The 18,347-nt window shown below is 60.1% G+C and carries 14 protein-coding genes; 11 read left to right on the top strand and 3 right to left on the bottom strand.

Going from position 1 to position 18,347, the window contains the following annotated elements; all coding sequences use genetic code 11:
* The first annotated feature begins 52 nt into the window (after positions 1-52).
* Positions 53-1,849 (top strand): sensor histidine kinase, encoded by a 1,797-nt coding sequence (locus FBAL_RS14875; protein ID WP_013346405.1) that lies wholly within the window; start codon positions 53-55, stop codon positions 1,847-1,849.
* A complete protein-coding gene (locus FBAL_RS14870) occupies positions 1,846-2,454 on the top strand; it encodes a response regulator transcription factor (protein ID WP_013346404.1) in 609 nt (202 codons plus the stop codon). The genes FBAL_RS14875 and FBAL_RS14870 overlap by 4 nt, the downstream gene beginning before the upstream one ends.
* Here the strand turns inward: FBAL_RS14870 and FBAL_RS14865 are convergent.
* Together FBAL_RS14865 and FBAL_RS14860 are read right to left on the bottom strand one after the other, a co-directional pair.
* Complete coding sequence (locus FBAL_RS14865; protein ID WP_013346403.1) at positions 2,445-3,191, bottom strand: L,D-transpeptidase family protein; 747 nt, start codon at positions 3,189-3,191, stop codon at positions 2,445-2,447. The two genes, FBAL_RS14870 and FBAL_RS14865, sit on opposite strands and share 10 nt — an antisense overlap.
* Positions 3,192-3,329: 138 nt before the next feature.
* Positions 3,330-4,052: an SDR family oxidoreductase gene (locus tag FBAL_RS14860; RefSeq protein ID WP_013346402.1), complete on the bottom strand. Its 723-nt coding sequence runs from the start codon at positions 4,050-4,052 to the stop codon at positions 3,330-3,332.
* Positions 4,053-4,163: 111 nt separating this feature from the next.
* On the opposite strand from FBAL_RS14860, the gene FBAL_RS14855 reads away from it, so the two are divergent.
* Positions 4,164-4,997 (top strand): LysR family transcriptional regulator, encoded by an 834-nt coding sequence (locus FBAL_RS14855; protein ID WP_013346401.1) that lies wholly within the window; start codon positions 4,164-4,166, stop codon positions 4,995-4,997.
* Here the strand turns inward: FBAL_RS14855 and FBAL_RS14850 are convergent.
* Positions 4,994-5,911 carry a DMT family transporter gene (locus tag FBAL_RS14850; protein ID WP_013346400.1) on the bottom strand — a complete coding sequence of 306 codons (918 nt, stop codon included), beginning with the start codon at positions 5,909-5,911 and terminating at the stop codon, positions 4,994-4,996. The genes FBAL_RS14855 and FBAL_RS14850 overlap by 4 nt on opposite strands.
* Before the next feature lie 249 nt (positions 5,912-6,160).
* On the opposite strand from FBAL_RS14850, the gene dnaK reads away from it, so the two are divergent.
* The 8 genes from dnaK (at position 6,161) to carB (ending at position 18,333) form a co-directional block, all read left to right on the top strand.
* Positions 6,161-8,074: a molecular chaperone DnaK gene (gene dnaK / locus FBAL_RS14845; RefSeq protein ID WP_013346399.1), complete on the top strand. Its 1,914-nt coding sequence runs from the start codon at positions 6,161-6,163 to the stop codon at positions 8,072-8,074.
* A gap of 89 nt (positions 8,075-8,163) precedes the next feature.
* Positions 8,164-9,291 (top strand): molecular chaperone DnaJ, encoded by a 1,128-nt coding sequence (gene dnaJ / locus FBAL_RS14840; RefSeq protein WP_013346398.1) that lies wholly within the window; start codon positions 8,164-8,166, stop codon positions 9,289-9,291.
* Positions 9,292-9,395: 104 nt separating this feature from the next.
* On the top strand, positions 9,396-11,336 hold the full coding sequence (locus tag FBAL_RS14835) for an alpha/beta hydrolase family protein (protein ID WP_013346397.1): 1,941 nt from the start codon (positions 9,396-9,398) through the stop codon (positions 11,334-11,336).
* A gap of 24 nt (positions 11,337-11,360) precedes the next feature.
* On the top strand, positions 11,361-12,179 hold the full coding sequence (locus FBAL_RS14830; RefSeq protein WP_013346396.1) for a M48 family metallopeptidase: 819 nt from the start codon (positions 11,361-11,363) through the stop codon (positions 12,177-12,179).
* A 51-nt stretch (positions 12,180-12,230) separates the two neighbouring features.
* Positions 12,231-12,842 (top strand): BamJ family beta-barrel-assembly machinery protein, encoded by a 612-nt coding sequence (gene bamJ / locus FBAL_RS14825; protein ID WP_013346395.1) that lies wholly within the window; start codon positions 12,231-12,233, stop codon positions 12,840-12,842.
* Between the two features lie 106 nt (positions 12,843-12,948).
* Positions 12,949-13,761, top strand: coding sequence for a 4-hydroxy-tetrahydrodipicolinate reductase (gene dapB / locus FBAL_RS14820; RefSeq protein ID WP_013346394.1), 813 nt, complete (start codon positions 12,949-12,951; stop codon positions 13,759-13,761).
* 183 nt (positions 13,762-13,944) lie between these two features.
* The gene (gene carA / locus FBAL_RS14815; RefSeq protein WP_013346393.1) at positions 13,945-15,093 is read left to right on the top strand and encodes a glutamine-hydrolyzing carbamoyl-phosphate synthase small subunit; all 1,149 of its coding nucleotides are present in this window, start codon (positions 13,945-13,947) and stop codon (positions 15,091-15,093) included.
* A gap of 18 nt (positions 15,094-15,111) precedes the next feature.
* A complete protein-coding gene (gene carB / locus FBAL_RS14810) occupies positions 15,112-18,333 on the top strand; it encodes a carbamoyl-phosphate synthase large subunit (RefSeq protein WP_013346392.1) in 3,222 nt (1,073 codons plus the stop codon).
* Positions 18,334-18,347: the final 14 nt, after the last annotated feature.

The raw sequence follows: 18,347 nt of genomic DNA, 5'->3' as shown, positions 1-18,347 counted from the left end.
TCATATCGGTCTTGGGCCCTGAAGTGGGCTGAATGACGTCCTGGAGCACAGATTGCAGCGAAACAGTAAGCGCCTTTTCGGGCGATGGCGAAATGGGGGATGGCTGCTGGCCGGGTGGGTGCTGTGCTTTGCCGGCAGCGCCCTCGGCCAACAGCGGGTGCCGGTCGCCGTGGCGTCGTTTGACCACCCGGAACGGGTGGAGCGGCGCTGGCAACCGACACTCGACTACCTCAATCAGGGCCAGTCCGATTACCACTTTGAAGTTCGTGCCCTGCCACCGCAGGAGCTGCGCCAGGCGGCCGAACGTGGTGAGTTCGATTTTATGATTCAGAACTCGGTCAAGGCGGTGCAGTTCAAAGAGAAGTTTGGCGCCAGCCAGCTGTTGACCGCGGCACCGCTGTGGACAGATTCGGCCGAGAAAGCCATTGGTTCTGCGTTGGTGATGCGCGCTGGCGAGGCGGTGACGGAGATCGACGAGCTCGCGCCACTGAGGGTGGTCTCCACCTCGCCCCATGCTTTTGGCGGCTATTACGCGTTCTGGCGAGAGCTGGCGGAGCACGGGCTGTCGCCGGAGTCGTTTTTCCAGAACCTTAACTTTGTCGGTTTCCCGCAGCGGGCCCTGTTGCAGCGGGTGTTGGATGGCAGCGCGGATGTGGCGATTCTGCCGAGTTGCCTGCTGGAGAACGCTGTCCGGGACGGCCGGGTGCCACCCGGGGCTTTGACTGTGGCGTTGGATCAGCGCCCGCAGGGGTTCCCCTGTGGCGTGAGCAGCGCGCTCTATCCCTACTTTACCGTGACGATGCTGAGCAGCGCCGACAGCGATGTGGCCACGTATCTGGTGCGGCGACTGCTGGAGCTGGATTCAACGCACCCGGCCGCCCAAAGTGGTTTGTATCGCCACTGGACGGTGCCGGTGAACGACCGGGAGGTTTACGCGCTGCTGAAGTCCATCGGCCTGTGGCCGTTCGAGACCGACTGGCGCTATCTGGCCGGAGAGGCGATGCCCTATGCGCTGGTCCTGGCCCTGCTGCTCGTGGCGGGCTATCTGCATCACCTGCGGGTGCGCGCAATGGTGGCGCGTCGAACTCAGGAGTTGCGCCAGGAGATGGCGCAACATGAGCAGACACAGCGGCGCCTGACCGAGCAGGAGCGGGCGTTTTACAAAGCGCAGCGAATTCTGCTGACCGGAGAGATGGCCGCAGGCATCGCCCATGAGCTGAATCAGCCGCTGGCCAGCATCCGTTATCTGGCTCAGGGGTGTGGCTACCGGCTGGAGAGCGGGGCGCAGCCCGAGGAGTTGAAAGAGGGGTTGGCGCGTATTGGCCGGCAGACCGAGAAAGCTCAAGGCATTATTCAGCGCCTGAAGAGCTTCTGCGCCCGACCGATGGCCACTGAGTCGGTGGCGCTGGTGCCCTTGATCCAGGAAACCCTGGAGATGATGGCACCAGACTTCCGCCGCTTTGATTGCACCCCGGCGCTGGTATTGCCGGCGCATCAGCATCCCAGTGTTCCCGGCGATGGGGTATTGATTCAACAGGTGCTGGTAAACCTGCTGCGCAATGGTCTGGATGCCATGGAGACTCTGACCCCCTCGCAGCGCGCACTGGAGTTAAGCCTGCAACCGGAACAGGGCGGCTGGACAGTGTCCATTCGTGACCACGGCAGCGGCCTCTCCGAGCATGCGCTGGGGCGGCTGTTCTTCCCGTTTGAAAGCAGCAAACCGGATGGGCTGGGGCTAGGGATGATGGTGTGCAAACGCATTGTTGATGAACACCAAGGTACAATTCGCGCCCGGAATGCCAACCCGGGGCTGGAGATAAAGGTATGGCTGCCGGGAGAGCAACAATGAGCAACGCGATTTTTGTCATTGATGATGAAGCGGACGTACGCGAGGCCCTGAGCTGGATGCTGGAGGGCTGTGGCTACCAGCCTCGCTGCTTTGCCTCGGCCCAGGCTTTTCTGGCGGAACTGGACCCGACACAGACCGGCGTAGCGATCATCGACATCAAGATGCCGGTGATGGATGGGCTTGAGCTGCAGGCGGAGCTGAATCGTGTGGGCAGCCCGTTAAGCCAGGTGTTTCTGACCGGCAATGCGACGGTGCCCAAAGCGGTTCAGGCGCTGCAGAACGGGGCGCTGGATTTTCTCGAGAAACCGGTCGATGGCGACAAGTTGCTGGCCATCATCAGGCAGGGACTGGCGCGCTCCAGCCAGTTGGCGCAAAGCAGCCGACAAAAGGCGGACCTGGAGCAGCGACTGGCTTCGTTAACGCCTCGAGAGCGGGACCTGATGGAGCGGGTGGTGGCCGGTAAAGCCAATAAGGTGATCGCGGCGGAGCTGTTTATCGCCCAGCGGACGGTGGAGATCCACCGCCACAACCTGTTCGACAAGATGGGGGTCAGCAACGCCGCGGAGCTGGCGCTGCTGTTGGGGCGACATCAGGCTCAGGGCTGAAGCTGCACGGTTTCCTGCTGAGCCATCTCCGCTTCGACGCGCGGTGCCAGCAGCGGATTGTCCGGGGCCAGCGGTGCCATGCTCTGGGCGATCTCACTGTACTTATCGGCCACCCATCCCGGCAGGCCAAAGGGCACGGTCAGCTCGCTGTGGCGCGGGTCGCGTGGGCTGATCACCACCTCAATGTTCTCCAGGCCGATGTCATGGGCCAGCACGAACAACTCTTCGATATAGCGGTCGCCCATGGCCAGACAGCCCTGGGAAACGTCACGGCCGTGGATAAAGATGTCGCCGCCCAGATCGCCCCGCTGCTCCATGGCACCATAGTGTTGGTCCATGGCGTTGGGATAATCGATCTTCAGTGACAGGTGATAGAGGCTGTTGGGATTGGCCGCTTCGATGCGATATACCCCCTCCGGCACCAGGAAATCGCCCTGGCGCATCTTCGGTCGCAAGCTGCCACTGGCCTCCAGAATAGGGTAGCTGCGCAGCTCCCCCCATTGGCCATCGGCACCTTGCAGCCACACCTCCATGCGGCGGTCAGCTTTGATCGCCACCAGCTTCATCGCCACCGGTTTAAAGCCTTCGGGCAGGGTGGCAAAGAAGGGGGCGAGACGCTGTCGGGCATCGGGGCCATAGGTACGCAAAACCTGCTCAACGGTGCGGTCGGTTGACTGACTCCAGGCGGGTTGTGCCAGCAACAGGCACAGCAGAATGAACAGCAGGGGTTGGACCACAGGGCCTCCTTTTATTGTTTGGCGCTGGAGTGTTCCACAGGAGTCACGGCGGATCAATCGTTCAATTTCTCTGCGCTATTGAACAAGTTTGCACAAAAAAGCCCGCGTCTGCGGGCTTTTTTGTTATTTAAAAGTGGCTTACGGCTGCTGGCGAGTGGTGGCCAGTACGATCTCGCGAATGCACACATTTTGAGGTTGCGCATAGGCGTACTGGATGGCGTTGGCCACATCCTGGGCGGCGAGCACACCGCCCATGTCGGTTTTCCAGTCGTCGTAACCGGCCTTGATGTCGTCGCTGGTGGTGTGGCTGAGCAGTTCGGTCTCCACCGCACCCGGAGCGATGGTGATCACCCGCACGTCGTCCATCGCCACCTCTTCGCGGATGTTCTCCGACATGGCGTGGACCGCAAACTTGGTGCCGCAGTAGGCGGCGTGGTTGGGGAAGGTTTTGCGGCCGGCAATGGAGCTGACGTTGATGATGGTGCCGCGCTTACGCTGGCGCATACCGGCCAGTACCGCGTGGATGCCGTTGAGCAGGCCCATCACGTTGACGTCGAACATCTGCTGCCATTCGGCCGGGTTCTGCTCGTGGGCCTGGCCCAGCAGCATCACGCCGGCGTTGTTGATCAGCGCGTCCACCGGGCCGTACTGGGCTTCCGCCTCGGCGATGGCGGCGGCCATGGCGGCACCGTCGGTGATGTCGACCTGGCGACACAGGGTGTTGGGCAGCGCCAGAGCCTGCAGACGCTCAAGACGGCGGGCGATCAGCAGCAGCGGGTGGCCAGCGGCAGACAGGGTACGGGCAGTGGCTTCACCAATGCCGGAGCTGGCACCGGTAATCACGATCAGGGGCTTGGACATGGGGCTCTCCAGTGTGTCAGAGGGGCGGTGAAAACCGCGATGGGCGCACTATAGAGAGCCTAGACATTGGGATAAAATATTATCTTTCTGGAACAGTGATAGGTTTTATCTATGGATCTGCGTCGCCTCCGTGCCTTTGTGGCCGTATTTGAGACCGGCAATATGACCGCCGCCGCCGAGCGCTGCTTTGTGACCCAGCCGTCGTTGTCCAGCGCCATCAAGCAGCTGGAACAGGAGTTGGGCACCGAACTGTTCATCCGCCACAAGCGTGGCGTTGACCTGACCGACAGTGCCCACCAGCTCTATCCTCTGGCCCGCCAGGTACTGGCCCAAGCGGAGCAGTTGCCCAAGTTGTTCCAAAGTCGGCAACGTCGGCTGAAGCTGGGGGTGGCCAATTTTCACGACATCAGCCCCAGTCAGCTGGCCGGGTTCCTGCGCCGCGCCCAGCAGGCGGAACCCCGCCTTGAACTGTCGTTGATGGACCATGACGCTCCCGGCTGGGATGCGCGCATCACCCTGGATGTGTTTAAGCGTCCCCAGGATCTGTTCCTGCCGCTGTGGGAGGAGGATTACCGCCTGTGTGTGCCGAACGACCACGCGCTGGCGGAGCAGGAGAGCGTCAGTATTGCCCAGCTGGATGACTACCCCTTTATCGAGTGCGCCGCCTGCGAAGCCCATCAGCAAACCCTAAGCCTGTTGGCCAGTGCCGGTTTCTCGGTGGATTTGGTGGCCAAGGCCACCCATAAGACTCAGGTGCGGCACCTGGTGGAGGCGGGGGTGGGGATCTCGTTCCTGCCCAGTGGCGTGCTGGAGGGGAGTCGGGTGTTGAAGGCGGTACCGCTGGCGGCGCCGCGGATGTTCCGGCGTATTGGTTTGTGTGTGGAAGCCGACCGGGCGGACAGTGAAGCCCTGTCCGCCCTGTTAGCAGTAGCGCGCCAGGGTTAACTGGCGCTGCGGCTGGGCGCCAGGCGGGCGCGCAGCTTGGGCCCCAACTGCTGTACCAGCAGGCCGCACACGATCAAAGCCAGGCCGAGGAAGGTGGCCGGGGCGATCTGTTCACCCAGGAAGGTGGAGATAAAGAACAGCGACAGGAACGGTCCCAGAAACACCAGATTGGTCAGCGGTGCGGTCTGTTCGGCGGTGCGCATCGCCTTAAGCCACAGCACAAAGGTAAAGCCCATCTCGAACAGGCCCACGTAGGTGGCTCCGGCCAGTCCCTGCCAGCTGGGCAGCGCCAGTTCACCGCGCCAGGCACAGACGGCCACGATAAAGGGCAGACCGATAAGGAAGCTGAGCAGCAGGCTGATCACCGGGTCGCCTTTGTCGCGGGTGTTGACGATCCAGTACAGCGACCAGAGCAGGGTCGACAGCAGCGCCAGCGCAACCCCCACCGGGCGCTCAAACTCCAGTGCCATCAAATCACCGCCGGTGGCGATCACCACCACGCCAAAGTAGGCCAGCAGCGCTGCGCCGACGTCCCAGCCCCGCAGTTTCTGTCCCAGCATGGGCACCGCCAACAGGCTCAGCAGAATCGCCCAGGTGTAGTTGAGTGGTTGAGCCTGCTGGGCTGGCAGCATGTCGTAGGCAGCAAACAGCACCAGGTAATAGAGGAAGGGGTTGAGCAAACCGCTTTGCAGGTAGATCAGCGGATGGGTCATAAACTGGCCCTTAAGGCGGGACAGTTTGCCCTGCACCCCGAGGATCAGGGCCAAGACCAGGGTGGATGCGATGGACGCAAACAGCAAAAGCTGGGCAGGCGTCATCTCCGCTAGGGACAGCTTGAATGCCGTCGCCACGGTAGACCACAACAGCACGGCGCCAATGCCGTAACTCATCGCGCGGGCTTGGTTTTTAACCATTTCGAACCGCTCACTCGAACAACATGGTGGGAATTGTAGAAAGTATACTATTTCAGCAAGTTGGACTCGAGATGAAATTTTGACGTCTGCCCCTTGAAAACGTGCGCTGGCTCCCCCATTTCGTTTTCCAGTTGCGGGGCAGCCAAAAATTTTTGGAATTGGCCCCTTGAAAGGGGCAACCCCTGGCCCCAAATCCCAGTTAACAGTGAATAACCACATCGGTTTCAAGTTTTATTTGGAGGCTCTACGATGGGCAAGATCATCGGTATTGACCTGGGTACCACCAACTCTTGTGTGGCCATTCTGGATGGTGAAAAACCTCGCGTAATTGAGAACGCTGAGGGTGACCGCACCACTCCTTCTATTATCGCGTACACCGATAACGAAACCCTGGTGGGTCAGCCTGCCAAGCGTCAGGCCGTGACTAACCCCCACAACACCCTGTTCGCCATCAAGCGTTTGATCGGCCGCCGCTTCAAAGACGAAGTGGTTCAGCGTGACATCGGCATCATGCCGTTCAAGATCGTTGAAGCCGACAATGGCGACGCGTGGGTAGAAGCCAAAGGCCAGAAGATGGCGGCGCCGCAGGTGTCTGCTGAAGTGCTGAAGAAGATGAAGAAAACCGCCGAGGATTACCTGGGCGAAGAGGTGACTGAAGCGGTAATTACCGTTCCGGCCTACTTCAACGACTCTCAGCGTCAGGCCACCAAAGACGCAGGCCGCATCGCCGGTCTGAACGTTAAGCGCATCATCAACGAGCCGACCGCCGCTGCACTGGCGTACGGCATGGACAAGCGCCAGGGCGATAACGTGATTGCGGTATACGACCTGGGCGGTGGTACTTTCGACATCTCCATCATCGAGATCGATGAGGTGGATGGCGAGCACACCTTCGAAGTACTGGCCACCAACGGTGACACTCACCTGGGTGGTGAAGACTTCGACAACCGCCTGATCAACTACCTGGTTGACGAGTTCAAGAAAGAGCAGGGCATCGACCTGAAAAACGATCCGCTGGCGATGCAGCGTCTGAAAGAAGCCGCTGAAAAAGCCAAGATCGAGCTGTCCTCTGCTCAGCAGACCGAAGTGAACCTGCCGTACGTGACTGCAGACGCGACCGGTCCGAAGCACATGAACATCAAGGTGACCCGCGCCAAGCTGGAAGCCCTGGTTGAGGACCTGATCCTGCGCTCCCTGGAGCCGCTGAAAGTGGCCCTGCAGGACGCGGACCTGTCCGTATCCGACATCAACGACGTGATTCTGGTGGGTGGTCAAACCCGTATGCCGAAAGTACAGCAAGCCGTTGCTGACTTCTTTGGCAAAGAGCCGCGTAAGGACGTGAACCCGGATGAAGCCGTTGCCATGGGTGCGGCGATTCAGGGTGGCGTACTGTCCGGTGACGTGAAAGACGTACTGCTGCTGGACGTGACTCCGCTGTCCCTGGGTATCGAAACCATGGGTGGCGTGATGACCGCGCTGATCGAGAAGAACACCACCATCCCGACTAAGAAGTCTCAGGTGTTCTCCACTGCGGAAGACAACCAGTCTGCGGTAACCATTCACGTGCTGCAGGGTGAGCGTAAGCAAGCCAGCGCCAACAAGTCTCTGGGTCAGTTCAACCTGGAAGGCATCCAGCCGGCTCCGCGTGGTCTGCCGCAGATTGAAGTGGCGTTCGACATCGATGCCGACGGTATCCTGCACGTGTCTGCCACCGACAAGAACACCGGCAAAGAGCAGAAGATCACCATCCAGGCCTCTTCCGGTCTGTCCGATGACGAGATCAACAAGATGGTGAACGAAGCCGAAGCGCACGCTGAGGAAGATAAGAAGTTCGAAGAACTGGTGCAGGCCCGCAACCAGGCTGACGGTCTGGCTCACGCCACCCGCAAGCAGGTTGAGGAAGCTGGCGAAGCCCTGCCCGCAGAAGACAAAGCCAAGATCGAAGAAGCGGTCCAGGCGGTGGAAGAAGCGGTGAAAGGCAGCGACAAAGACGCCATCGAAGCCAAGACCCAGGAGCTGATCCAAGCCTCTGCTAAGCTGATGGAAATCGCTCAGCAGAAAGCCCAGGCCCAAGGCCAGGGTGAAGGTGAAGCCCAACAGCAGAAGCCCGCCGATGACGTGGTAGATGCTGAGTTCGAAGAAGTGAAAGACGACAAGAAATAAGTCTTTTCGCACTGAGACTGCACAGCAAGCGGGCGACCGGCCATCCCGGCCGCCCGCTTTCGTATTAAAAAAGAAGACGGCGATCTGACATGTCAAAACGTGATTACTACGAAGTGCTGGGAGTGGGCCGGGACGCCAGCGAACGGGACATCAAAAAGGCCTACAAGCGCCTGGCGATGAAGTACCACCCGGACCGCAACCCTGGTGATGCCGCAGCGGAAGCCTCCTTTAAAGAGGTGAAAGAAGCCTACGAGATCCTCGCTGACGAGCAGAAGCGTGCGGCCTATGACCAGTTTGGTCATGCCGGCGTGGACCCGAACCGCGGTGGTGGCGGCTTTGGCGGTGGCGCAGACTTCGGCGACATCTTTGGCGACGTGTTTGGCGACATCTTTGGTGGCCGCCGTGGCGGTCGTCAGCAAGCGCGCAGCGGTGCTGACCTGCGTTACAACCTGGAGCTGACTCTGGAAGAGGCGGTGAAAGGTTGTAAGAAAGAGCTGAAGATCCCCTCACTGGTGGGTTGTGAAACCTGTCATGGCAGCGGCGCCAAGCCGGGCACCAGTGCCAACACCTGTGGCACCTGTCACGGTACCGGCCAGGTGCAGATGCGTCAGGGCTTCTTCGCGGTTCAGCAAACCTGTCCGAGCTGTGGTGGCCGAGGCAAGGTGATCACCGACCCCTGCACCAGCTGTCGTGGCCAGGGCCGGGTTGAGAAGACCAAGACCCTGTCTGTGACCATTCCGGCTGGTGTCGACACCGGTGACCGCATCCGCCTGGCGGGTGAGGGCGAAGCCGGTGAAATGGGCGCCCCGGCTGGTGACCTGTACGTTCAGGTGCACATCAAGGAGCACCCGATCTTCGTCCGCGATGGCAACAACCTCTACTGCGAAGTGCCGATCTCCTTTGCCAACGCGGCACTGGGCGGCGAGATTGAGGTGCCGACTCTGGATGGGCGCGTGGTGCTGAAAGTGCCGGCGGAAACCCAGACCGGCCGCATGTTCCGTCTGCGCGGTAAAGGCGTGAAGTCGGTCCGCAGCCACGCGGTAGGCGACCTGGTATGCAAGGTGATCATCGAAACTCCGGTGAACCTGACCGAGCGCCAGAAAGAGCTGCTGCGTGAGTTGGATGAGACCTGCGCCGCCTCCGCCAAGCGCCACAAGCCCAAGGCGGAAGGGTTCTTCGACGGCGTGAAGAAGTTCTTCGACGACCTCACCAGCTAAGCCGAACCCCGTTCGATCAAAGCCACCCAATCGGGTGGCTTTTTCTTTCTGTTACAGAATGATAACGTGGCTGGTCAAATTGAAAGCGAACAGGGAGTTCGACAATGAAGCCATGGATGCTATTGGCATTGATGTTGGTGTCTGCTGTGGGCTGGAGTGCCCCGCAGGAGATTGAAACCTTCAGCCGCAACAGCCAGTTTCAGGGGGTGAAGATCTCCCCGGATGGCGGTCATCTGGCGGTGCTGATGCCGGTAGAAGGCAAAAACGTGTTGGCCATTCTGGACGCCAAGACGATGCAAACCACCTATGTGGCCCGTTTCCCCGGCAACAAGCAGGTGGGCGACTATCACTGGGTCAATGATGAACGGGTCATCATTGAGCTGCAGTTTTTTAAGGGCTGGTTTGCGCAGCCAATGTCGGCGGGTGAATGGTATGCGGTGAACGTGGATGGCTCCCGCGCCCGCAATGTGTTTGGTTATCAGGCCGGCGGCTCTACCGGCAGTCGCATCTCCCGTGCTCAGTCCACCTACGGCTACGGCACCATCGTCGATCTGTTGCCAGACGATAAGAAACACATCCTTATCAGCTCCACCCCATTCAGCCGCTCCGGTGATACCAAGCCTCAATTGCTGAAACTGAACGTCTATACCGGCAAGACCCGCAAAGCGGGGTACTCACCGGTCGCACGAGGCCAGTTCCTGACCGACCACAATGGCGATCCCCGCTTTGTCACCGGGGTGACCAGCCGCGGCGTCCTCCAGATCTTCTACCGCAAAAAAGCGGGCGACGACTGGGCGCTGTTCTATGAAAACGAGAATGCCAGTTTGGAGCTGTCACCGTTGGCCTTTGCCAGCGACAGTGAGGTGTACATCGAGGCGGCGGACGATGCGCCAACAAACGGCGTGTTTAAGCTCGATCTGGAAAGCGGTGAGCGCACCCTGGTGTATCGGGACAAGGTAGCCGACCCCAGCCATTACTGGTTCAGTGCCGATGGTCGTCACCTTTATGCACTGGAAGTCGCTCCGGACTATCCGGAATACGTGTTTGTTGATAAGGCACGTCCGGAATCGGCGCTGCTGAAGGGCCTCCTGGGAGCATTACCGGGCAACCAGGTGCGGATTGCCAGCCAGACCGAGGACGGCAGTAAAGCGGTGGTGTTTGCTTTCAGTGATCGCAATCCCGGTACCTACTACCTGTATGACGAAGCTGATGGCTCACTTCAGGTGTTGTTGCAAACCCGCCCCTGGGTGGACGCGGAAAAATCCGCGGAGATGACTCCCATTGAGTTTACCGCCCGCGACGGCACACTGATTCGGGGTTACCTGACCCTGCCGGCGGGTCGTGAAGCCAAGAACCTGCCGATGGTGGTGAACCCCCATGGCGGACCTCATGGGGTGAGGGACTGGTGGGGTTACAACGCGGAAGCCCAACTGCTGGCGGATCGTGGCATCGCCGTCCTGCAGGTCAATTTCCGGGGTTCCGGTGGCTACGGCAGTGCTTTCCAGTCAGCAGGCTATAAGCGTTGGGGCAGCGACATCCAGTACGACATCATCGATGCCACCCGCTATGTGATTGATCAGGGCATCGCCGATAAGTCCCGGGTCTGCATCTATGGCGCCAGCTTTGGCGGCTACTCCGCGCTGCAGAGTGCCATCATCGAACCGGACATGTTTGCCTGCTCCGTGGGTTTTGTCGGGATTTATGATCTGCCACTGATGTTTGAAGAGGGCGATACCACGGAAACTGAGTATGGCCTTCGAATCCTTGATAAGTACCTAGGCAATGACGAGGCGCAACTAAAAGCCTTTAGCCCGGTCTACCATGTCGATAAACTGAAAGCGCCGGTGTTGTTGATTCACGGCGAAGAGGATGAGCGCGCCCCCATTGAACACGCCGAGCGACTGAAAGCGGCGCTGGAGGCCAAGCAACACAGCCTGCAATGGGTGGTGATGGATAAGGAGGGCCACGGGTTCTACAACGAGGACAATCGTACCGAGATGTATGAAACTCTGCTGGGCTTCCTTGAGACTCACCTGAAACTGTAACGGTAGAGGTAATAGGTCATTTCTATGCGTATCCTGGCGATGGTTGCCATGGTGCTGGCACTGGTCAGTTGCACCAACCAGAAGTCTCCCACCGGTCGTGGGCAGATGCTGATGTATTCCCAGGCCGAGATGCGTGAGCTGGGGGCCCAGTCGTTTGCCCAGATTAAGCAGCAGGAGAAAGCGTCGACGGACCGTGCCATCAACGCCTACGTGCGCTGTGTGGCCGACGCGGTCACCGACCCGGCCCTGCTGGCCACCATCGACCCAACCCAGCAGGAAACCTGGGAAGTGGTGGTGTTTGAGTCGGACCAGGTGAACGCTTTTGCCCTCCCTGGTGGCCACATCGGGGTGTACACCGGCCTGCTGAATGTGGCCAAAACGCCGGACCAGCTTGCCACCGTGCTGGGCCATGAAGTGGCCCACGTGCTGGCGGACCACGGTAATGAGCAGGTGTCGCGGGCGCAGATGACCAACGCCGGGCTGGAGATTGTTCAGATCGCTCTCGGTGCCAGTGGTACCGAGAATCAGGACCTGATCATGGCGGGCCTGGGCCTGGGGGCACAGGTGGGCATCGCCCTGCCGTTTGGCCGTCAGCAGGAGAGCGAAGCCGATGTGGTGGGGCTGGAACTGATGGCCAAGGCGGGCTTTGATCCCGCAGCCAGCGTGGAGCTGTGGCGCAATATGGCCCGGGCCAGTGGCGGAGCACCGCCGGAGCTGCTGTCGACTCACCCCTCCCACGGCACCCGCATTGAAGACCTGCAGAACCTGCAGGGCAAGGCCGGGCAGTGGTATCAGCAAGCCCGGGCCGAAGGTCGGGCGCCGGGCTGTCGAGTCCCGCGCTGAAGGGTGGTACACTGCCCCCTCGTTATAAAGACAACACTACAGGAACGCATAATGACCTTTGATTCTGTTGAACAGAAAGTAAGCTACGGTGTAGGCCGTCAGATGGGCGAGCAGCTGGCTGGTAACAGCTTCGACGGCGTGGATATCGCCGCAGTACAAGCTGGCCTGGCTGACGCCTTTGCCGGCCAGCCGAGCGCGGTACCGGGTGCGGAGCTGCAGGAAGCTTTCGCCATCATCTCCCAGCGCCTGGCTGAAGCCCAGGAAGCCAAGGCCAAGGCCGCGGCTGCCGAAGGTGAAGCGTTCCTGGCTGAAAATGCCCAGCGCGAAGGTGTGCAGGTGACCGCTTCTGGTCTGCAGTATGAAGTTCTGGCTCAGGGCGAAGGCGACAAGCCTGGCCTGCAGGACACCGTACGCTGCCACTACCACGGTATGTTCACCGACGGTCGCGTGTTCGACAGCTCCGTAGAGCGTGGCGAGCCGGCGGAATTCCCGGTAAGCGGCGTTATCGCAGGCTGGACCGAAGCTCTGCAACTGATGAACCCGGGCACCAAGCTGAAGCTGTACATCCCGCACCAGCTGGCCTACGGCGAGCGCGGTGCTGGCGGCGCCATCCCGCCGTTCTCCGCTCTGGTATTCGAAGTGGAGCTGCTGGCCATCGTTTAAGGCCAACCAACCCATAAACAAAAGGAAGCTTCGGCTTCCTTTTTTGTTGCCGGTAAAGCCGATATAGTGCCCGACGTCACAGTCTGTTTAGTTGAGGAGTAATGCCGTGGACGCGATTCGAGTCGCCATCACCGGGGCCAGTGGCCGCATGGGCCGAACCCTGATTGAAGCCGCCATCGACAACGATGGGATTGAGCTTGGCGCTGCCATCGAGCGGCCCGGTTCAACCCTGATGGGGGTGGACGCTGGTGAGCTGGTGGCCCGCGGCAAACTGGGCGTGTCCCTGGTGGACAGCATCGACAAGGTGATGGACCAGTTCGATGTGCTGATCGATTTCACCTCGCCGGAATCCAGCCTGGAATTTCTGGCCAAGTGCCAGGCCAACGGCAAGGCGGTGGTGATTGGTACCACCGGCTTCAGTGACGAACAGAAAGCGCAAATCGCCGAAGTTGCCCAGGGGTTGCCGGTGGTGTTGGCCCCCAATATGGCAGTGGGCGTGAACCTGATGTTCAAACTGCTGGAGGTGGCGGCCGAAGTGATGGGCCACTACACCGACATTGAGATCATTGAAGGTCACCACCGCTACAAGAAGGACGCACCGTCCGGCACTGCGCTGAAGATGGGCGAGGTGATTGCTGACACCCTGAAGCGTGATCTGAAAACCTGCGCCATCTATGGCCGTGAGGGGATCACCGGTGAGCGCGAGCGCGACACCATCGCCTTCTCCACCATTCGTGCTGGCGACATTGTCGGTGAACACACCGCCCTGTTTGCTGATATCGGTGAGCGACTGGAGATCACCCATAAGGCGTCCAGCCGCATGACCTTTGCCAACGGCGCCATGCGAGCGGCCCGCTTCCTGGCTCAGCAGCCGGTGGGGTTGTATGACATGCAGCAGGTGCTGGGACTGAAGGCATGAAACAAAAAGGCCCGCAGAATGCGGGCCTTTTTGTTGAGTAAATCTATAGTCAAAACCGGATCCGACTGGTATACTGCGCGGAATTTGCCAAAAATTCCTATTTTCGGGATTCCGGTAAGTGACCCTACAGCTTTAAATGGCTAAGAATTAACAACTTATAATTATTTCTGGTGGGAGGTCAAGTTGAATAAAACTGCCCTGTTAGTGCTCCAGGATGGCACCGTTTTCCGTGGTAAAGCCATAGGAGCGAACGGTTCATCCGTCGGAGAAGTCGTTTTTAACACTTCCATGACCGGCTATCAAGAAATCCTGACCGATCCCTCCTATTCCCGACAAATCGTTACCCTCACTTATCCTCATATTGGCAATACCGGCACCAACGCCGAAGACACTGAATCCTCCGCGATTCATGCTATGGGCCTCGTGATTCGCGATCTCCCCGCCCTGGCTTCCAACTTCCGTAATGAAGAAACCCTGTCCGAATACCTCAAGCGCCACAACGTTGTGGGCATCGCTGACATCGACACCCGTAAGCTGACCCGTATCCTGCGCGAGAAAGGCGCACAGGCCGGCTGCATTCTGGTGGGCGAAGACAACGACGCCAACATCGCCGATGCGCTGGGTATGGCACAGGCGTTCCCGGGTCTGAAAGGGATGGACCTGGCTAAGGAAGTGACCGTGTCTGAGTCATACAGCTGGCGTCAAGGCAGCTGGAAGCTGGTCGGTGGCCTGCCTTCAGATACCCCGTCTGAGGCACTGAAGTACAAAGTGGTGGCGTACGACTACGGCGTGAAGCAGAACATCCTGCGCATGCTGGTGGATCGCGGTTGTGACGTGACAGTAGTGCCGGCCCAGACTCCGGCTTCCGAAGTGCTGGCGATGAATCCGGATGGGGTGTTCCTGTCCAACGGCCCGGGTGACCCGGAGCCCTGTGATTACGCCATCGCGGCGATCACCGAGATCCTGAACACTGAGATTCCGGTATTCGGCATCTGTCTTGGCCACCAGCTGCTGGCCCTGGCCTCCGGCGCCAAGACGGAAAAGATGAAGTTCGGCCACCACGGTGGTAACCACCCGGTTCAGGATCTGGACCGCAACACCGTGATGATCACCGCCCAGAACCACGGTTTTGCCGTGGAGGAAGCGACTCTGCCGAGCAACCTGCGCGCCACCCACAAGAGTCTGTTCGATGGTTCCCTGCAGGGCATCCACCGTACCGATAAGCCGGCGTTCTCCTTCCAGGGCCACCCGGAAGCGAGCCCGGGCCCGCACGACGCTGCCCCGCTGTTCGATCACTTCATCGAACTGATGGATGAGTTCAAGGCCAAGTAAGCACAGAGAAGAATAACGATGCCGAAACGTACAGACATTCAAAGCATTCTTATCCTGGGCGCTGGCCCGATCGTGATTGGCCAGGCCTGTGAGTTTGACTACTCCGGTGCCCAGGCGTGTAAAGCCCTGCGTGAAGAGGGTTACCGGGTCATCCTGGTGAACTCCAACCCGGCTACCATCATGACCGACCCGGAGATGGCCGATGCCACTTACATCGAGCCGATCCACTGGGAAGTGGTCCGCAACATTATCGCCAAAGAGCGCCCGGACGCCATCCTGCCCACCATGGGCGGCCAGACCGCACTGAACTGTGCGCTGGAGCTGGAGAAGCACGGCGTACTGGCTGAGTTCGGTGTTGAGATGATCGGCGCCACCGCCGACGCCATCGACAAGGCAGAAGACCGCGCCCGCTTCGACAAAGCGATGAAATCCATCGGACTGGAGTGTCCGCGTGCGGGCATCGCCCACTCCATGGAAGACGCGCACAAGGTACTGGATCAGGTCGGCTTCCCCTGCATCATCCGTCCCTCCTTCACCATGGGTGGCACCGGCGGCGGTATCGCCTACAACATCGAAGAGTTCGAAGAGATCTGTACCCGTGGCCTGGACCTGTCTCCGACCAACGAGCTGCTGATTGACGAATCCCTGATCGGCTGGAAAGAGTACGAGATGGAAGTGGTTCGCGACAAAGCGGACAACTGCATCATCGTCTGTGCCATCGAAAACTTCGACCCGATGGGCGTGCACACCGGTGACTCCATCACCGTGGCACCGGCACAGACCCTGACCGACAAGGAATACCAGCTGATGCGTAACGCCTCCATGGCGGTACTGCGTGAAATCGGCGTGGAAACCGGCGGTTCTAACGTGCAGTTCGGTGTGAACCCGAAAGATGGCCGCATGGTCATCATCGAGATGAACCCGCGGGTGTCCCGTTCCTCCGCTCTGGCGTCCAAGGCGACCGGCTTCCCGATCGCCAAGATCGCCGCCAAGCTGGCGGTCGGCTTTACCCTGGATGAGCTGTCCAACGACATCACCGGTGGTGCGACTCCGGCTTCCTTCGAGCCGTCCATCGACTACGTGGTCACCAAGATCCCGCGCTTTAACTTCGAGAAGTTTGCTGGCGCCAATGACCGTCTGACCACTCAGATGAAGTCCGTGGGCGAAGTGATGGCGATTGGCCGTACCTTCCAGGAGTCCATGCAGAAAGCCCTGCGCGGTCTGGAAACCGGCAAAACCGGTTTTGACCCCATCGTTGACGTGAACGAGCCGGAAGCGCTGGCCAAGATCCGCTACGAGCTGCAGGACGTGGGCGCTGAGCGTCCGTGGTACATCGCTGATGCCTTCCGCGCTGGCCTGTCCATGGAAGCGGTGTTCAAGATCACCAACATCGACCCCTGGTTCCTGGTTCAGATTGAAGAGCTGGTGAAGCTGGAAGAGCAGGTGAAAGAGGGCGGCTGGGCCTGCCTGAACGCCGACTTCCTGCGGACCCTGAAGCGCAAAGGCTTCTCCGATGCCCGCCTGGCTACCCTGCTGGGTGTGTCCGAGAGCGAAGTGCGCAAGCTGCGTCACAAGTTTGAGCTGTTCCCGGTCTACAAGCGCGTGGACACCTGTGCCGCGGAATTCGCCACCGACACCGCTTACATGTACTCCACCTACGAGGAGGAGTGTGAAGCGAACCCGTCCGATAAGGACAAGATCATGGTGATCGGCGGTGGCCCGAACCGCATTGGCCAGGGCATCGAGTTCGATTACTGCTGTGTGCACGCGGCACTGGCGATGCGCGAAGACGGTTACGAGACCATCATGGTCAACTGTAACCCGGAAACCGTATCCACCGACTACGACACCTCCGACCGTCTCTACTTCGAGCCGGTGACTCTGGAAGACGTACTGGAGATCGTTCGCGTTGAACAGCCCAAGGGCGTCATCGTGCAGTACGGCGGTCAGACTCCGCTGAAACTGGCTCGTGCCCTGGAAGCTGCCGGTGTGCCGATCATCGGTACCTCTCCGGACGCCATCGACCGCGCTGAAGACCGTGAGCGTTTCCAGCAGGCAGTTGAACGCCTGGGTCTGAAGCAGCCGGAAAACAGCACCGTTACCGCGCTGGAGCAGGCGGTTCGCGATGCAGAGCGCATCGGTTACCCGCTGGTGGTTCGTCCGTCTTACGTACTGGGCGGCCGTGCCATGGAGATCGTGTACGACGAGCAGGACCTGCGCCGTTACTTTAACGAAGCGGTCAGCGTGTCCAACGAGTCTCCGGTATTGCTGGACCGCTTCCTGGACGACGCCACTGAGGTGGACGTGGACGCCGTCTGCGACGGCACCGACGTGGTGATCGGCGGCATCATGGAGCACATTGAGCAAGCAGGCGTTCACTCCGGTGACTCCGGCTGCTCCTTGCCTCCTTACACCCTGAGTGCGGCCATCCAGGACGAGATGCGCGAGCAGGTTCGTAAGCTGGCGCTGGAGCTGGGCGTAATCGGCCTGATGAACGTGCAGTTCGCGGTGAAGGACAACGTGATCTACCTGATTGAGGTAAACCCGCGTGCCGCCCGTACCGTGCCGTTCGTCTCTAAAGCCACCGGCGTGCCGCTGGCCAAGATCGCCGCGCGCGTCATGGCCGGTAAGAGCCTGCAGGAGCAGAACTTCACCCAGGAAGTGATTCCGCCGTACTACTCCGTCAAGGAAGTGGTGCTGCCGTTCAACAAGTTCCCGGGTGTGGATCCGCTGCTGGGTCCGGAGATGCGTTCCACCGGTGAGGTGATGGGCGTGGGTGACACCTTTGCCGAGGCGTACGCCAAGGCTCAGTTGGGTGCCATCAAGGATGTGCCGAAGAACGGCCGTGCCCTGCTGTCCGTGCGCAACGGCGACAAACGTCGCGCGGTTGACCTGGCGCAGAAGCTGATTGAGCTGGGCTATGAGCTGGACGCTACCCACGGCACCGCTGTGGCACTGGGCGAAGCGGGTATTAACCCGCGCCTGGTGAACAAGGTGCACGAAGGTCGTCCGCACATTCTGGACCGCATCAAGAACGGCGAATACAGCTACATCGTGAACACCACCGAGGGTCGTCAGGCCATCGAGGATTCCCGTCAGCTGCGCCGCGGTGCTCTGCAGCACAAGGTGAACTACACCACCACCATGAACGCGGCCTTCGCGTCCTGCATGGCGCACACTGCGGACGACCGCAGCAACGTGACCTCGGTGCAGGAGCTGCACAAGCGCAGCCTCGGCTAAGCCCGGGCTCGCGC

The organism is Ferrimonas balearica DSM 9799 (assembly GCF_000148645.1).
In the GTDB taxonomy this organism is placed as follows: domain Bacteria; phylum Pseudomonadota; class Gammaproteobacteria; order Enterobacterales; family Shewanellaceae; genus Ferrimonas; species Ferrimonas balearica.
This window is presented reverse-complemented; position numbering and strand designations above follow the sequence as displayed.